The 15,780-nt window shown below is 68.3% G+C and carries 11 protein-coding genes and 1 pseudogene; 4 read left to right on the top strand and 8 right to left on the bottom strand.

The features are described from left to right. The 5 genes from FKR81_RS17690 to FKR81_RS17670 form a co-directional block, all read right to left on the bottom strand. A partial coding sequence (locus FKR81_RS17690) for a tetratricopeptide repeat protein (RefSeq protein WP_222598299.1) occupies positions 1–3,436 on the bottom strand: 3,436 nt, incomplete at its 3' end. A gap of 57 nt (positions 3,437–3,493) precedes the next feature. Beyond that, complete coding sequence (locus FKR81_RS17685; protein WP_146353161.1) at positions 3,494–4,132, bottom strand: DUF3800 domain-containing protein; 639 nt, start codon at positions 4,130–4,132, stop codon at positions 3,494–3,496. After that, on the bottom strand, positions 4,132–5,754 hold the full coding sequence (locus tag FKR81_RS17680) for a vWA domain-containing protein (RefSeq protein ID WP_146353160.1): 1,623 nt from the start codon (positions 5,752–5,754) through the stop codon (positions 4,132–4,134). Before FKR81_RS17680 ends, FKR81_RS17685 begins: the two co-directional genes overlap by 1 nt. Continuing rightward, positions 5,751–6,812 (bottom strand): AAA family ATPase, encoded by a 1,062-nt coding sequence (locus FKR81_RS17675; RefSeq protein WP_146353159.1) that lies wholly within the window; start codon positions 6,810–6,812, stop codon positions 5,751–5,753. The genes FKR81_RS17680 and FKR81_RS17675 overlap by 4 nt, the downstream gene beginning before the upstream one ends. Positions 6,813–6,828: 16 nt before the next feature. Continuing rightward, positions 6,829–7,446, bottom strand: coding sequence for a hypothetical protein (locus FKR81_RS17670; protein WP_146353158.1), 618 nt, complete (start codon positions 7,444–7,446; stop codon positions 6,829–6,831). Between the two features lie 55 nt (positions 7,447–7,501). Between FKR81_RS17670 and FKR81_RS17665 the strand changes: the two genes are divergently transcribed. Further along, entirely contained in the window at positions 7,502–7,951 is a 450-nt protein-coding gene (locus FKR81_RS17665) for a MarR family winged helix-turn-helix transcriptional regulator (protein ID WP_146353157.1), read from the top strand. A gap of 119 nt (positions 7,952–8,070) precedes the next feature. After that, positions 8,071–9,756 (top strand): cellulase family glycosylhydrolase, encoded by a 1,686-nt coding sequence (locus FKR81_RS17660; RefSeq protein WP_222598298.1) that lies wholly within the window; start codon positions 8,071–8,073, stop codon positions 9,754–9,756. 1,156 nt (positions 9,757–10,912) lie between these two features. On the opposite strand, the gene FKR81_RS17655 is transcribed toward FKR81_RS17660, so the two are convergent. The 3 genes from FKR81_RS17655 to FKR81_RS17645 all read right to left on the bottom strand — a co-directional run bounded on the left by FKR81_RS17655 (position 10,913) and on the right by FKR81_RS17645 (position 13,956). After that, positions 10,913–12,391: a glutamate--cysteine ligase family protein gene (locus FKR81_RS17655; protein ID WP_146353156.1), complete on the bottom strand. Its 1,479-nt coding sequence runs from the start codon at positions 12,389–12,391 to the stop codon at positions 10,913–10,915. Positions 12,392–12,495: 104 nt separating this feature from the next. After that, a complete protein-coding gene (locus tag FKR81_RS17650) occupies positions 12,496–13,131 on the bottom strand; it encodes a 4'-phosphopantetheinyl transferase family protein (protein WP_146353155.1) in 636 nt (211 codons plus the stop codon). Then, positions 13,132–13,956, bottom strand: a complete 825-nt coding sequence (locus FKR81_RS17645) for a metallophosphoesterase family protein (protein WP_235921614.1) — start codon at positions 13,954–13,956, stop codon at positions 13,132–13,134. A gap of 658 nt (positions 13,957–14,614) precedes the next feature. On the opposite strand from FKR81_RS17645, the pseudogene FKR81_RS45030 reads away from it, so the two are divergent. Both FKR81_RS45030 and FKR81_RS17635 read left to right on the top strand, forming a co-directional pair. Continuing rightward, a pseudogene (locus FKR81_RS45030) lies at positions 14,615–14,971 on the top strand (transposase); the annotation flags it as partial. Positions 14,972–15,076: 105 nt separating this feature from the next. Beyond that, positions 15,077–15,703 carry a maleylpyruvate isomerase N-terminal domain-containing protein gene (locus FKR81_RS17635; protein ID WP_146353152.1) on the top strand — a complete coding sequence of 209 codons (627 nt, stop codon included), beginning with the start codon at positions 15,077–15,079 and terminating at the stop codon, positions 15,701–15,703. Positions 15,704–15,780: the final 77 nt, after the last annotated feature.

Below are 15,780 nucleotides of genomic sequence, written 5' to 3'. Positions count from 1 at the left end.
TGAGTGCGCCGGCGAGGTCGGGTAGGTAGCTGGGGTTGGTGGCGGCGAGTGCGCGGTAGTGGGTGGTGGCTTCTTCGGTGGGGCTGACGGCGTCGTTGTGGCGTCTGAGGTCGGTGTAGCAGCCGCCGAGGTTGTTGAGGGCCATGGCGAGGTCGGGTAGGTAGGCGGGGTTGTCGGCTGTTTGTGCACGGCGGAGTGTGACTGCTTCATCGGTGTGTGTGAGGGCGTCGTTGTGGCGTCCGATGTTGCCGTAGCAGTTGCCGAGGTTGTTGAGTGCGCCGGCGAGGTCGGGTAGGTAGCTGGGGTTGGTGGCGGCGAGTGCGCGGTAGTGGGTGGTGGCTTCTTCGGTGGGGCTGACGGCGTCGTTGTGGCGTCTGAGGTCGGTGTAGCAGCCGCCGAGGTTGTTGAGGGCCATGGCGAGGTCGGGTAGGTAGGCGGGGTTGTCGGCTGTTTGTGCACGGCGGAGTGTGACTGCTTCATCGGTGTGTGTGAGGGCGTCGTTGTAGCGTCCGATGTTGCCGTAGCAGCTGCCGAGGTTGTTGAGTGCGCTGGCGAGGTCGGGTTGGTAGCCGGGGTTGTCGGCGGCGAGTGCGCGGTAGTGGGCCGTGGCTTCTTCGGTGTGCGCGACTGCGTCGTTGTGGCGTCCGATTTCGCTGTAGCGGATGCCGAGGTTGTTGAGGGCCATGGCAAGGTCGGGTAGGTAGGCGGGGTTGTCGGCGGATTGAACACGGCGCAGGGTTAGAGCTTCTTCGGTGGGCGCGAGGGCGTCGTTGTAGCGTCCGATGTTGCTGTAGCGGATGCCGAGGTTGTTGAGTGCGCTGGCGAGGTCGGGTTGGTAGGCGGGGTTGTCGGCGGCGAGTGCGCGGTAGTGGGTCGTGGCTTCTTCGGTGGGTGCGAGGGCGTCGTTGTGGCGTCCGGTGTTGCTGTAGCGGATGCCGAGGTTGTTGAGGGCCATGGCGAGGTCGGGTAGGTAGGCGGGGTTGTCGGCTGTTTGTGCACGGCGGAGTGTGACTGCTTCTTCGCTGTGTGTGAGGGCGTCGTTGTGGCGTCCGATGTTGCCGTAGCGGTTGCCGAGGTTGGTGAGGGCCATGGCGAGGTCGGGTAGGTAGCCGGGGTTGTCGGCGGCGAGTGCGCGGTAGTGAGTGATGGCTTCTTCGGTGGGTGCGACGGCGTCGTTGTGGCGCCCGATTTCGCTGTAGCGGATGCCGAGGTTGTTGAGTGCGCTGGCGAGGTTGGGTAGGTAGGCGGGGTTGTCGGTGGTGAGTGCGCGGTAGTGGGTGGTGGCTTCTTCGGTAGGTGCTGCGGCTTCGGTCCGTCGTCCCCAAGCTGCGGACCAGTCCGCTACCTGTAGATCTGCCATTGCTACGTCGGGCACCAATGACGTGTCTGACCGCGCGAGTTGGCGGAGTTTGGACAGTCCGTCGAGCCCTGCGTTCGCGGCGTGTACCCACGCGTAATACCACAGGTAGGTAGCTGCCCTGGCGGGCAATCCACTGGCGAGCAGGTCGGCGTAGCGTTTGAGAAGTGCGGTGGTCACGACGGTTGCGGCAGGGTCGAATGGGAAGTCACCAGACGGCTGGTAGGGCGGTCGAAGGTGGTCGGCGAGGCTTTGGTGTGCCAAGCGGTACACCGCCATTCCGGCTTCACCGTCCTGCACGACGTAGCGGCCGAGTTGATCGACTCCCCAGCTCACGTGGTCGCGTTCCAACTGGGTGTTGGCGAGGGTGGAAGCAACCGTCAGCCACTCCTCCTCTGGGAAACCGGCGCCCAGGCCCCACGTCAAAGCGGTGAGCATGGTTCGAGCCAGCTGTTGGGCGGTCAGGCCAATGGGCAGGTTCACAGGCGGTGGTTCGACCCGGCCGAGGTCTACATCGAATGCTTCCTCGATCGAGTGGGCGATGTGGGTCCGCCAGTCCGGTTGCGTTGTGTTCACGTGATTCGCACGCAGCTGGTCCGTAATCACGCGGGCCAGAAGGAATGGTCGCTTCTCAACTGCGGACGACTCGTCCACGAGGTGCGCGGCGATCATCGAAGGATCCATGGCGTCATCCACATAGGACAAACGTTCCCGGACGTAGTCTCGGATTGCGGCACGACCGGATTCACGATGTGCAGGATGGTCGAGGTCGAGCACTTCGTCGGGCGACAGCGCGTCCAGAAGTTCGGTGTCATCGTTGTCGGTCAAAGGACGAGTGGAGACGACTACCGAGGCGTAGGCCGCCAGGCGGGTGATCAGATCATCAGTGATGGCGAAGGACTGGCCACGAGCTTCATCCAGGCCATCAATCACGATCACTGGTGGAGTTTTGCCCTCCTCGACCACCTGCTGGAGCGCGCCAACGAGCAGAGATGCGTTGCGCTTGCCGTTTTCCTCGGGCGTGAGGACGCCAGCGCGCACGAGTTGGCTGTCCAGTTCGTCGGCCATGCGGTCAGCCGTCAGGCCGCGGGCGTGGACGTGTGCGGCGATGGAGCGTTCGCCGGGGTCGGCGTGCCCCCACGGTCGTTCGGCTTGCTGAAGGTTGGCCCGCTCGGTCGGGTTCGACAGGGACACCACGCGGCCAACGATGGCAGACTTGCCGGTGCCGGCAGAGCCGGTCACGACACGCACGCCGGGGGATGCGGTCACCCACGAGGCGATCTTGTTCACCTCGTCGGTGCGGCCGGTGAACCAAGAGTGGTGGGCGTCGGACTTGCCGCCTCGTGCGGCGAGCAGCAGGTGCTCGACGACCTCTTCTGGTGCTCCTGGGGTCCAAAGCGGGTTGGGCACGATGTACCAGGGGTTGCCTTCGCGCCTGAAGTGCGGACGTTGGTCGGAGCTGATCCATTCCTCTAGCAGGGCGTTGCCGAGGTCTTCGCCGTGGATGTACTCGTTGTGCTTGGACCAGCGGCGCTTCTGGTCGGCGGAGTCGGGGCCCTCCAGCAGTAGTTTGCGCAGCAGGTTGCCGAATGCGCCGTCGCGAGCGCCGTAGTCCGCGGTCGAGCAGGACACGAGGATGCCCAGCCAGACGCGGCCTTCGGACGCCTTCGTGTCGGCGAGCCAGCCGGATGCCTGCTGGGACAGGTCGAGCGCGGCCTCGGACTGGCAGGTGTCGATGATGAGCAGCAGCTGGTTCGCGCGCGACCGCACGCAGTGGCGGATGACCGTGGCCGCGGCGAGCTCGTCGGCCTCGTCCTTCGTCGCGAGCATCAGGCCTTCGTCGTTGCTGCCGTGGCCGCTCCACAGCAGGACCAGCGGGCGTCCACCTGCTTGGTTCTTGAAGGATTTCAGGTACTCGTTCGCTTCGGCGGTCGTGGCGTTGAACAGGGGCTCGCCGTCGAAGCCTTCGGAGAGGAGTGACGCGACGGCTTTGACGTCGGCTACGGCGTGGGTGAGGTTGGCCAGGTCGCAGTCGTACTCGTCTATTCCAACTCCGATGAAAACACCGCGATCCGGCATGAAACCCCTCCCCGTGCCCTATCCGATAGTCGGGTATCGGGGTGTCTGCCGGAGGCGTTATCGCGGTGCGCCGATCGGGTGAATCAGCTGGGCGAACCCGATCGGGTCCCACACCGAAGACCTGTCCACGTAAGGCTTCAGCAGTGCGATGAGCTCTTCGTCGCCGCGGCCGTTCAGGAAGTCGGACGCGATGCGGCGGGCGACGCCCGCGAGGAAATCGGCCAGCTGCACCCGTGCGTCGGAGCGGGAGTCGACGAGCGTCAGGTCTGCCAGCCGTGGTGACAGGCTCTTCAGCTGTGAGATGCGGTCGTCGGTGAGTGAGCGGTACTGGTCGTGGACGATCGACACCTGGCCGGGCCACAGCTCGACGGCCCTGAGAATGGCCGGGTACAAGGGATCCGAGACGCCACGGCTGGCCAGGAAGAGTGCCTTGTCGACCAGGTGCACATGGGCGTGGCCGAAAACGGGGCTCGTCGGGCCGAGGAACCATTCGAGTACCGCGCGGTTCTTGGAGCGCAGCAGGTGGTTCGCCTTGTACTCCACCGCGGGCGAGCGGATCCAGTCGCGGATCTCCTGCACGCACTCGGCCGCCGCCGCGACGGACAACCCGACGCCGGCGTGCGCGAAGACGTCGGTGACGCCGCCGACGAGCTTGGTGCCCTCGGAACCCGACTCGTCGCACGCGATCTCGACCATCAGCTCATCCTGAACACGGGGCCGCGCGGGTGGAAGGGCAGCTTCGCGCCCACGGGGATCAGAAATGCGTGCTCCCGGCGCACGCGCAGGACGTCGCACCAGCCGTCGGTGATCACCAGGATCGGGCCGGTGGCGGGGAAGTCGGCCGCGCGTTCGATCAGATCAACGCCCGGCTGGAGCACCGTGCCGCCGCGGCCGCGCACGCGGCCGCGTGACGCGATCTCCTCAACGGGCAGGTAGCCGGCGTCGTAGGCGACGGCGTCGCAGAACACCACGCGTGCCGCTGGGACGTCGCGGGCCGCGGCGTACGACGCGATCGCGCCGAGTGCCTTGCCCAGCAGCTTGGTGTCCATGGAGCCCGAGGTGTCCAGCACGACGCCGAACGTGCTGCGCGCGACCGCTTCCTCTGGACGGACCCAGCCCGGCCGTGGAATGTCCGGAGTGGACGCCTGGCGGCGGGACGCGCGGGCGTAGGAGCGGCGCTTCTCCAGCAACGGCACGAACTCCTCGAACCAGCGCGCCAGCTGGGCGTCCCACGACAGCGGTGGCTGCTCCAGTGCGCGGATCTCCTGGACCAGGCCGGCCGGCAGCAGGCCGCGGTGCTCGGGCGAGTGGTACGACAGTCCGGTCAGCAGCGCGCGGCGGTAGAAGTCGTCCAGGTCCGCGAAGTCGGCCGGGCCGCGCAGCGGTGCGCCGAGCAGGTCGCCTTCCTTGCCGCGCAACGTCATCAGCTTCCGGTAGCGGCGCAGGTCGGTTGTAATCCGGTCGTATGCGGACTCCACCGACAGGCCGCGCAGCTCCTGGTCGTAGAGGACGCCGGACGGCATCTCGCCGACGCCCATCTCCACCAGCCAGCCGTTGACGACGAAGTCCGCCGCGACGTTCCACAGGTGGTGGTCGCGGCCGCCGACGCGGTCGCAGTGGCGGAGTGCGGCGTGCAGCATCTCGTGCGCCAGCACGAACCTCCACTCCGCGGCCGAGAGTGACGCGAGCGGGTTGATGTAGATCTCCGCGCTGGCTGTGCTGACCGCCGCTATCGAGATGTCCCAGCCGCGCGCGAGTTCCGCGTCCGCGACGACCTTCATGGACGACGCCAGCGCGCCGAGCAGCGGGTAGGACGAGACGAACCAGCTCAGCGCCAGGTCCCACTTGTCCCGCACCGGCCGTGCGTCGGACATCGAGGAACGCGCACCGCCCGCCACGTCCACCGCGGCGACGGCGGCGTTGGACAGCCCGGCCGCGAACAGGTCGGTCCAGTTCGGCGGGACGGGACCGTACCTCCGCGGCGGCTCGGTGATCAGGCACGAGCCCGGCTGCCACGACGCCGGCCGTCCGGGCATCTTCAGCGCGTCCTGGAACTCGATCACCTCGGTGCACTCCGGTGTGCCGAAACCCAGGTGCAGGAAGCAGTGTGAGAGCACCCAGCGCCACTCGGCCTCGTCGGCGACCCGCTTGGGGTGGGCGTCCAGCGACCCGTTCGTCGTGATCGACGCCCAGGGGTGCTCAGACCTCCGGGACACATGAGTACGACCGGACATCGGGGCGAACAGCGGGTGCTGTTGCACCGCGAGAGCGGCCTTGGTGAAGGCTTCCTCGGCGGGATCGACCCGCTTGCGGCTCATGCGCGTGCGGCGACGAGGCGGGGCAGGTCGCGGGTGACCTCGACCAGGAACCACGCCGGCAGCACCGGGCGGCCGTCGTCGTCCGCGGCGATCACCATCTGCGCGATCTCCAGCGACAGCTCGGCCAGCTCCAGCAGCAGCGCCTTGCCCCGGTGCGCGAGCTGCTTGCCCGCGCCGGACGCGTACGCCTTGTCGTGCGGCAGTTCCTTGACCAGTCGCGCGCGGAACGCCTCGGCCAGGAAGTACAGCAGGTCCCGGTCGTCGGGGGCGTGCGGCCAGCGGGCGTCGCCGCGCAGCACGGCCTCCAGCCCGTACTGGTGCCGGACGGTCTTCACGTAGGCCTTGAACATCGACGCGTGGCCGGAGGTGAGCGTGCCGAACGCGAGCACACCCAGCATCTCCTCGCTGATGTCGTCGCCGAACGAGTGCAGCGTGTCGGACAGCATGTGCCAGCCGCGTGGCGTGGAGAACGGTTCCTCTACCTTCGGCGCTGGGCTCCACAGATGGTCGGGGCGCTGGGTGACGTAGTCGGTGACCCACGGGTGGATGCCCGCTTCGCCCGCCCACGCGAGCCAGTCCTTCGCCGACGCGTTGAGGTGCACGTGGACGAGCCGGTTCACCAGCGCGGACGCCATCGGGCGCGCCAGCGCGTTGTCGACGCTCCGGTTGCCCGCGCCGATGACGACGGAACCCTCCGGCAGCTCGTAAGCACCGATGCGGCGGTCGAGGATCAGCGAGTAGAACGCCTTCTGCACCTCGGGCGCGGACGCGTTGAGCTCGTCGAGGAACAGGCAGTACGGCTCGTCGCGTGCGATCGACTCCGGGGGAGCGAACCGCGACCGGCCGTCGACCAGCTCGGGCACGCCGATCAGGTCCTCTGGTGCCAGCTGGGTGCCGAGCAGCGTCACGCACTCCAGCCCGAGCGACTCGGCGAACGTGCGCACCAGCGACGACTTCCCGATGCCGGGCGCACCCCAGAGGAACACGGGCCGGACGACGGCGACGTGCAGGAGCACCTCGGGAAGCTGAGCGGGCGTGACCGCTACTGCTGATCTCATCGCAGGTGAGAATGCCTCACCGGGCGAGACGGGGCCTCCGAATTAACGCGCCGATCCCGAACGCCAGCGGTGCCAGGTACAGCAGGATCGGCGGAACGTTGTTGGTGGCGGCCAGCAATCCGAGCACCAGCACGCCGAAACCGATGCCGAGCCAACCGGTCCAACTCGGCAGCGTCACGCCGTCCAGCACCGTCACGCCGTAGCAGAGCAACGCGAGCCCCGCGGTGACGGCGGCCGCGGCCAGCAGGCCGCCGGTCCAGGCGTTGATCGGCTCGTACCACTCGGGCACCGGGCCACCCGCGCGCACCGCTTCGGCCACCCGCACGGTGACCGTCAGCCGGAACGCGAGGTTCGCCATCCACAGCGCGGTCGCCAGGGTCATCAGCGCCAGCCCGGCGTTCGACCACGTCGTGCGCTCGAGCACCCCGTTCAACGCGCCGAAACCGGCCAGCGTGAGCGCGGCGCCGACCGCGAACAGCCAGCTCGACAGCTGCCAGGCGCCGACGTGCTGCCCGATGATCGCGACGGCATCGACGCCGCGCGCCCGCCACACCGGGAGCAGGGACGGGAGTGACGCGGCGGCCACCACGGCCACGCCGCCGAGTGTCAGGAGAGCACCGATGAGGCGTCGCATGGTGCTAGGATTCGCTTCAATCATTTAATAGTCAAGTGAGTTGGATATTAACTTGGTGGAGGACTCCGGGCAGGCGCTCACGCACGAGCTGATGGACCTGAGCGCCGCCGTCGACCTGATCGCCCAGGCCGCCGCGGTCAGGCTCGGTGTGCACCAGACCGACCTGATCTGCCTGCACCTGCTCGTCCGGCACGGCCCGCTGAGCGCGGGGGAGGTCGCGGCGACGCTGGGGGTCACCGCCGCGGCCATCAGCCCGATGGCGGGCCGGCTGGAGGCGGGCGGATTCGCCTATCGGGAAATGGATCCGAACGACCGGCGCCGGGTGCTGCTGCACGCCTCACCGGCCGGAGCCCAGCAGGCCTACGAGCTCTTCGCGGGGCTCTACGCCGATGTCGGCGAGGCGTTCTCCCGGTACTCCGACCGGGATGTCGCCATGCTGATCGAGCTGCTCCGCACCTACCGGCAGCTCGTCACCGAACACACCGTCGCAATGCGACGTGAGTGATTGACAGACCCCGGTCCCAGGTGCTGTGATCCATCGCACAGATAGGAAACTTTCTTTACCGAATAGTCGGCCGCCGCCGCATTGCTCGTCCTCTGACTGATTGATGTGGGAGGCACCCTGTGGCCAGATTCCTACTCGCCGCGGTTCCTGCGGCCGCACTAGTCCTCACCGTTCCCGCCGCGGCCGTCGCCGCGCCGACCGAGTACCAGGCTGAAACCGGCACCGTCATCACCCAGGGCGTCGTCGAGTCCAACCACGCGGGCTTCACCGGTAGCGGTTTCGTCAACTACAACAACGCGGTCGGCAGCGCGGTGGAGTTCACCGTCACCTCGCCGTCGTCCGGCAATGCCACGCTCACCTTCCGGTACGCCAACGGCACCACGGCGAACCGGCCGATGGACGTGCTGGTCGGCAGCTCGCTGGCGGCGGACGAGCTGTCGTTCCCCGGCACCGGCGCGTGGACGACCTGGCAGACGCGCACCGTCACCGTCCCGGTGACCGCGGGCACCAACAAGATCAAGGCGATCGCGACGACCGCCAACGGCGGTCCGAACCTCGACCGCCTCGACGTCGAACCGCCGTCCGGGCCGCCGGACACCGAAGCGCCGTCGCAGCCGCAGAACCTGCGTTCGACCGGCAAGACCTCGAACTCCGTGACCCTGGAGTGGGACGCGTCGACCGACAACGTCGGCGTCAGCGGGTACGTGCTCTCCGGCGGGCAGACCGCCACCGGCACGACCGCGACCGTCGGCGGCCTGCAGCCGAACACGGCCTACACGTTCACCGTCCAGGCGCGTGACGCGGCGGGCAACCTGTCGCCCGCGTCCGCACCGGTCAGCGTGACGACGTCGCCGCCGTCCAGCGGTGGCCGCCCGGCCGACGTCAACGGCCAGCTGCACGTGTGCGGCGTGAAGTTGTGCAACCAGTACAACAAGCCCATCCAGCTGCGCGGCATGAGCACGCACGGCATCCAGTGGTACAGCCAGTGCATCAAGACCGCCTCGCTGGACGCGCTGGTGAGCGACTGGGGCGGCGACGTCCTGCGCGTCGCGATGTACATCCAGGAAGGCGGGTACGAGACCAACCCGCGCAAGTTCACCGACATGATGCACGGCTACATCGAGGAAGCCACCAAGCGCGGCATCTACGTCCTCGTCGACTGGCACCAGCTCACGCCGGGCGACCCGAACGCCAACCTGGCGCGCGCCAAGACGTTCTTCACCGAGATCGCCCAGCGGCACAAGGACAAGACGAACATCATCTACGACATCGCCAACGAGCCGAACAACGTCTCGTGGGCGAAGGTCAAGTCCTACGCCGAGCAGATGATCCCGGTGATCCGGGCGCAGGACGCGGACAGCCTGATCGTCTCCGGCACGCACGGCTGGTCGACGTTCGGCATCTCCGACGGCCAGGACGTGACCTCGGTGCTCAACAACAAGGTCAACGCGACGAACTTCATGTACTCGTTCCACTTCTACGCGAACTCGCACAAGCAGGAGTACATCAACGCGCTGTCGCGGGTGGCGGACGAGGTTCCCGTGTTCGTGACGGAGTTCGGCACGCAGACCGCGTCCGGTGACGGCGGCAACGACTTCGCCACGTCGCAGAAGTACATCGACCTGATGGCCCAGAAGAAGATCTCCTGGACCAACTGGAACTTCTCCGACGACAACCGGTCCGGTGCCGTGTTCAAGGGCGGCACGTGCGCGGGCAACTCGTTCACCGGCACGGGCGTGCTGAAGCCCGCCGGCGTCTGGGTGCGCGACCGCATGCGCACCCCGGACGACTTCCCGACGAGCTGACGGTCGGGGTCGTGAGTGTTTGGCGGACTGTGCGCCTCCAAGCACTCACGACCACCCGTTTGCGCCTGTACCGCGTGGAGCCTTGCCTCTGACTCCTCGGGGCTTGAGTTTTCGCGGTGTGGGATGGGGAGGGGCTCGCTGATCACCTCACGGTCGCCACATCGACAATGCCTTGTCAAGGCGGAAAAGCTGCCTTGACAAGGCATTGTCGATGTGGCAAGGCTGCGCCTGATCAGCGAGACCCTCCCCACCCCCTGCCCTCCGGGAAAGTTTGTCCTGATCATTTGGCTGCCGGTTTGTGCTCGGGGGCCGCGCCCGTTGGGCAGTGCGGGGGTCGCTGGTGCGGCGGGCGCTCTTTTCTTTTGGTATGCGCCGGTTTCGTCGGGCTCTCTTGGTACCTGCGGGTCGGGTGTGGCCCACCTTCGTTGCTGCCGGTTTCGTGGCGGGTTGCTTGGTGTGCTGGGGGACGCCCGCGCGAGCCTGGGACGCGGCCGCGAGCGGCGGCCCGCAGGGCCAGGGGTGTGTCGCATCGGGCGAAAGGCGGGCCCAGCGGCAGGCGGGTCGAGCTGGCGGGCCCGGTGGCAGGTGGGTCGGCGCATCTACGGAAGGCGAGTCCGACGGCAGGCGGGCAGGTGCGACTGCGGAAGGCGAGCCCGTCGGCAGGTGGTCGGTGCATCTACGGGAAGGCGGGCCCGACGGCAGGCGGGTCGGTGTGATCAGGCAAGGAGTGTGCGCTTCGGCAGTCAGCGGGGTGGTGGGCACCGCGCGATTGGGCCTTGACTTGGGGTGCGGCGTGGTACCCCTATCGGGCCGGCAGGTGCTCTTCCTGCCGGCGGAGCCGGCCCCACCACGCCGCGAGGGGCCCCAAGTCAAGGCCCAATCGCTGCGCCGAAGGCGCGACGCAACCACCGACACCGAAACACCGAAACACCGTAAGCATCAGACCCCAGCCCACACGAAACCGGCAGCCAGGCAAAGAACCCGGCCCCGACGAGAACCGGCAGCCAAGCAGAGAGCCCAACTCCGCCGAGAACTGGGCAGCCGAGCAAAAGGACCGGCCCGACGGCACCGGCAGTCAAGCCCAGCCCCAATGGGCAGCAGGGCAGCAGCCCGCCCCCGACGAGAACCTGCCGAGCGGTGACGGCGCAGGCCTCGGTCAGCCGGACGGCCAGGTGTGGACGGGCTCGTTGTTGTGCATGAGCTCGACGTAGGTGCGGAGCATGGTGCGCAGCGCGTCGGCCCGGTCGAGGTGGGTGTGGTCGTACAGGCGGTGGAACTCGCGGGCCTGCCACGTCGCGCCGTTCACGCCCGCCAGGCACCGCTGCTCGATGACGCCGAGCAGCCGGTCGCGTTCCGCCGAGTCGACGCCCCAGCGGATCAGGCCCTCGTGGGCGAGGGGGAGCAGGCGGCGCAGCACCAGCTCGACCACCGGCACCGTGCCGACGCCCGGCCAGTACATCTGGGCCTCCATGCCGTTGCGCGCGGCCGCGTAGAAGTTCTCCTCGGCGGCCTGGAACGACATCTGCGACCACAGTGGACGCTCGTCCTCGGCGAGCGCGCGCACGAGTCCGAAGTAGAGCGCCCCGTTCGCGAGCGTATCGACGATCGTGGGCCCGGCGGGCAGCGTCCGGTTCTCGACCCGCAGGTGCGGCTTGTCGCGCACCACGTCGTACACCGGCCGGTTCCACCGGTAGATCGTGCCGTTGTGCAGCCGCAGCTCGGACAGGCCGGGCGTGTCACCGCGGTCGAGCACCTCCAGCGGGTCCTCGTCGTCGCAGATCGGCAGCAGCGCGGGGAAGTAGCGGACGTTCTCCTCGAACAGGTCGAAGATCGAGTTGATCCACTTCTCGCCGAACCAGACGCGCGGTCGCACGCCCTGCGCCTTCAGCTCGTCGCCCCGCGTGTCCGTGGCCTGCTGGAACAACGCGATCCGCGTCTCGCGCCACAGCTCCTTGCCGAGGAAGAACGGCGAGTTCGCGCCGATCGCCACCTGCACGCCCGCGATGGCCTGCGCCGCGTTCCAGTATGCGGGGAACTGCTCCGGGCTGACCTGGAGGTGCAGCTGCGTCGACGTGCACGCGGCCTCCGGCACGATCGAGTTGGCCGTGAGGTGCAGCCGCTCGACGCCGTCGATCGCGATCTGCAGGTCCTCGCCGCGCGCCGCCAGCACCTGCTCGTTGAGCAGCGCGTACCGCGGGTTGTGCGACAGCAGCTCCGGGTTGACGTCCCGCGCGCGCAGCGTGGGCAGGATGCCCGTGATGACCATGTGCGCGCCGATCTCGCGCGCCTTGCTCTCGGCGTCGTTCAGACTGCGCCGGACGGTCTCCTCGAACGCCGTGATCCCGCCGCCCGCGAGCCTGCGCGGCGCGACGTTGATCTCCAGGTTCCACTGGCCCAGCTCCGTGACGAAGTCCGGGTCGTCGATCACCTGCAACGCCTCGGCGTTCTTCATCGCCGGGTCGCCCTGCTCGTCGATCAGGTTGAGCTCGATCTCCAACCCTGTCATGGGCCGTTCGAAGTCGAACCTGGAATCTCGCAGCATCCGGGCGAACACGTCCAGGCAGCGGCGCACCTTCGTCCGGTACCGAGTCCTGTCCTCGCGGCTGAACTCGTGCTTCGCGACGTCTTCACCCATGGCAGGTCTCCTCGCGGTCGAGGCTTCACCCCACCACTGTGCACCTCGGTTGATCAATCCGACACCCGTGTAGCGATGTCACTTTTCTGGTAACCGTCGCGGCCTCAGGCGGGCACGGCGATCGCGGTCAGCAGGATCCCGTCGCGCACCAGCCACTGCCCGGAGTACCCGGACACGGGCGCGTCCGCCAGCAGGATCCGCGCCTCGAACGTGCCCGACGGGTCCAGCGTGATGTCCGCGTCCTCGAACCCGAGCCACCTCTGCGCGACCGGGAACCACGCCTTGTAGACGGACTCCTTGGCGCTGAACAGCAACCGGTCCCAGCAGACGGCCGGGTCGGTCGCGGCGAGGTCCGCCATCCGGTCCTGCTCGGCCTGGATCGCGATCGCCTTCAGCACCCCGTCCGGCGCGGGCGCGTGCGGCTCGGCGTCGATGCCGATCGTGGAGAAGTCCGACGCGTGCGCCAGCGCCACGGCCCGGTACCCGGTGCAGTGCGTGATGGCGCCGACGACACCGGGCGGCCACAGCGGCTCGCGCTTCGGGCCCGGCAGGATCGGGGCGGGCGGCAGGCCGAGCACCTTCAGCGCCTCGCGCGCGCACCAGCGGGCGGTGCTGAACTCGCGGCGCCGCTTGTCGACGGCGTTGCCGAGCACCGCCGCCTCCTCTGGGTACAGGTCGACCTCGGGGTCGTCATTCCGCTCCACCACGGCGATCGGTGGTGGCAGCAACTTCTCGAGCACCTATGACTCCCGGAGCACGTCGTGCAGCAGCTTCTGCCGGGTGCCGCGCGGTTTCCACTCGCGCGGGTAGCCGAGTGACACCTCGTCGAACCGGACGCCGTCGTGGTGCGTCGTTCGCGGAACGTGCAGGTGCCCGTACACCATCTCCTTCACGCGGAACCGGACGTGCCAGTCCGCGGTGAGGTCGGTTCCGCACCACAGTGCGAACTCCGGGTAGTGCAGGATGAACGTGGGGTCGCGCACGAGCGGGTAGTGGTTGATCAGCACGGTCGGGATGTCGGGGCGCACCTCGGACAGCCTGCGTTCGGTCTCCGCGGCCCGTGCGGCGCACCACGCGGCGCGCGACGGGTACGGGTCCGGGTGCAGGAAGTACTCGTCGGTGCACACCACGCCCGCCTCGTGGGCCGCCTTCAGCGCGGACTCCTCGTCGTGCGTGCCCTCCGGACGCCACGTGTAGTCGTAGCCGACGAACAGCGGGCACACGGTGACCGGGCCGCCGTCACCGGTGAACACGCGGTACGGGTCCTCGGGCGTCACCACGTCGATGCTGCGGCACAGTTCGACCAGCTGCTTGTAGCGGACCTCGCCGCGCGACTGGTTCGCGTCGTCCTTCGTCGTCCACAGCTCGTGGTTGCCCGGCGACCAGACGACCGTGTCGAAACGGGGGCGCAGCGTCTCGAGCGTCCACTCGATGTCGGTGAACTTCTCGCCGATGTCCCCGGCGATGATCAACCAGTCGCCGGTCGACGACGACCGCATCTCCTCGACAACATGACGGTTGTCCTGGTAAGAGACGTGGAGGTCGCTGGTGGCCCAAAGCTTCACGCTGCGGACCCTATCCGGCACCCCGTGTCACGAACCAGTGGCGTTTGACGGGAAACGACCGCCCATCCGTTCGTCGCAGATGGCGGTCCACTCGTCTCAGTTCGCCCGACCACGTGCCGCGATACCCAATCCGCTCGTCGCCTGAGTTGGCCTACGTACTTACCTATTTCCTCGCGCCGTTCCTACTGTGATCGCAGTCACCTGATGGTAGATGTCCTGGCGGAGGACCCCAATGACCGAGTCACAGTTCGCAGCACGCACGCCCGACCCGCGCCTCGCGAGGCAGGTGCCACCGCGCCAAGCCCCGCAGCGCCCGCTTCCCCCGCGGCACGTGCCCTCGGCCCAGGTCCCGCAGCGCTACGGCGCCCCTGTCGACCCGCGCCTCGCGGGTTCCCCCTCGTTCCGCCGGACCGTCGGCGCCGAGATCGCCCGCCACGCGCAGCAGCAGTCCGCGTACGCCGGTGTCCCGCAGCGCCGCACCACGGCCGAGGACACCGCGCTGGCCACCCTGCTGCGTTCGCGTCAGCGTGCCGAGTCCGCCCGCCAGGACACACGGAACGCCGACTGCTCCGCGCACGGTGCCCCCGCGCAGCGCCAGGACTCCTGGATGCGGCCCGGTGCGTGGCCCGAGCACAGCTGCGACGGTGGCCGTGGTGACGTGATCGAGCAGCTGTCGTCGCGCCTGGTGCCGCCGTCGCTGTGGGCGGTCGTCGAGCCGCTCATCCCGCCGGCCAAGGTCCGTCGTCAGGGTGGTGGCCGCGGCCGCGTCTGCAACCGCGCCGTCTTCACCGCGATCGTGTTCGTCCTGTCCTCGGGCTGCGCGTGGCGTCACCTGCCCGCGTCGTTCGGCGTGACCGTGCCGACCGTGCACCGCCGCTTCCAGGAGTGGACCGACCTGGGCCTGTGGGTCCGCCTGCGCCGTGCCGCCATGGAAGGTGCCGCGGGCACCGACGAGGTCGACTGGATCCGCGCCGTCCTCGACGCCGCCGACCGTCGCGCTGCGAAGGCTGCCAGCTAGTCCCTTTGTTCTTCGGCCCGGTCGGTGGAGCGTTGACGCCGGCCGGGCCGTTTTCACGCGCTGGGCGGTCTACCGTGCGGGCATGCGGTCTACCGTGCGGGCATGGTGAGAGACGACTTCGTTGCCACGGCTCGTGTGGCCGCATCCCTGTTGCGCGACCCCGCTGTCGAGGCCGGGTGGGAGTCGCCCAGCGCGTTGCCCGAGTTCCGGGTCAGTGGTCTCGCCGGCCATCTCGCGTTCCAGGTGCTGATGATTCCCAAGCTGCTGAGCGCGCCTGTTCCGGGCGAGGAGACCGTTTCTGTTCTCGAGCACTACCGGCGCGTCGACTGGATCGGGTCGCCGGTTGACTCGGACTTCAACGTGGGTATCCGTGATGGTGGCGAGAAGTTGGCTGTCTCGGGCCCTCTTGCTTTGGCCGAACAGGTGGACGCGGCGTTGGCTGCGGTGGATCTCTCCTCGGTTCCCAACCGGGCGGTGCGGCTGGCCTTGTGGGGGGCGTGGTCGCTCACGCTTGACGACATGCTGGTCACTCGGATGATGGAGTTGGCCGTTCACGTGGATGACCTGGCTTGCAGTGTGGGGGTTGAGACGCCCGAGTTGCCGGAGAGTGCTGTTCAGACTGTCGTCGATCTGTTGTCGCGGTTGGCTGTTCGGCGGCATGGTGCGGTTCCCGTGCTCCGGGCGTTGAGTCGTGCTGAGCGGGCGCCTGGGTCGATCGCTGCTATTTGACCGGGGTTGGCCTCCGGCGGCCGGGGCTCCGCCCCGGACCCCGGCACCACCGGAGGTCCATGGTTGGGTTTCATAGT

The sequence above is a fragment of the Lentzea tibetensis genome (assembly GCF_007845675.1).
GTDB classification, from domain to species: domain Bacteria; phylum Actinomycetota; class Actinomycetes; order Mycobacteriales; family Pseudonocardiaceae; genus Lentzea; species Lentzea tibetensis.
This window is presented reverse-complemented; position numbering and strand designations above follow the sequence as displayed.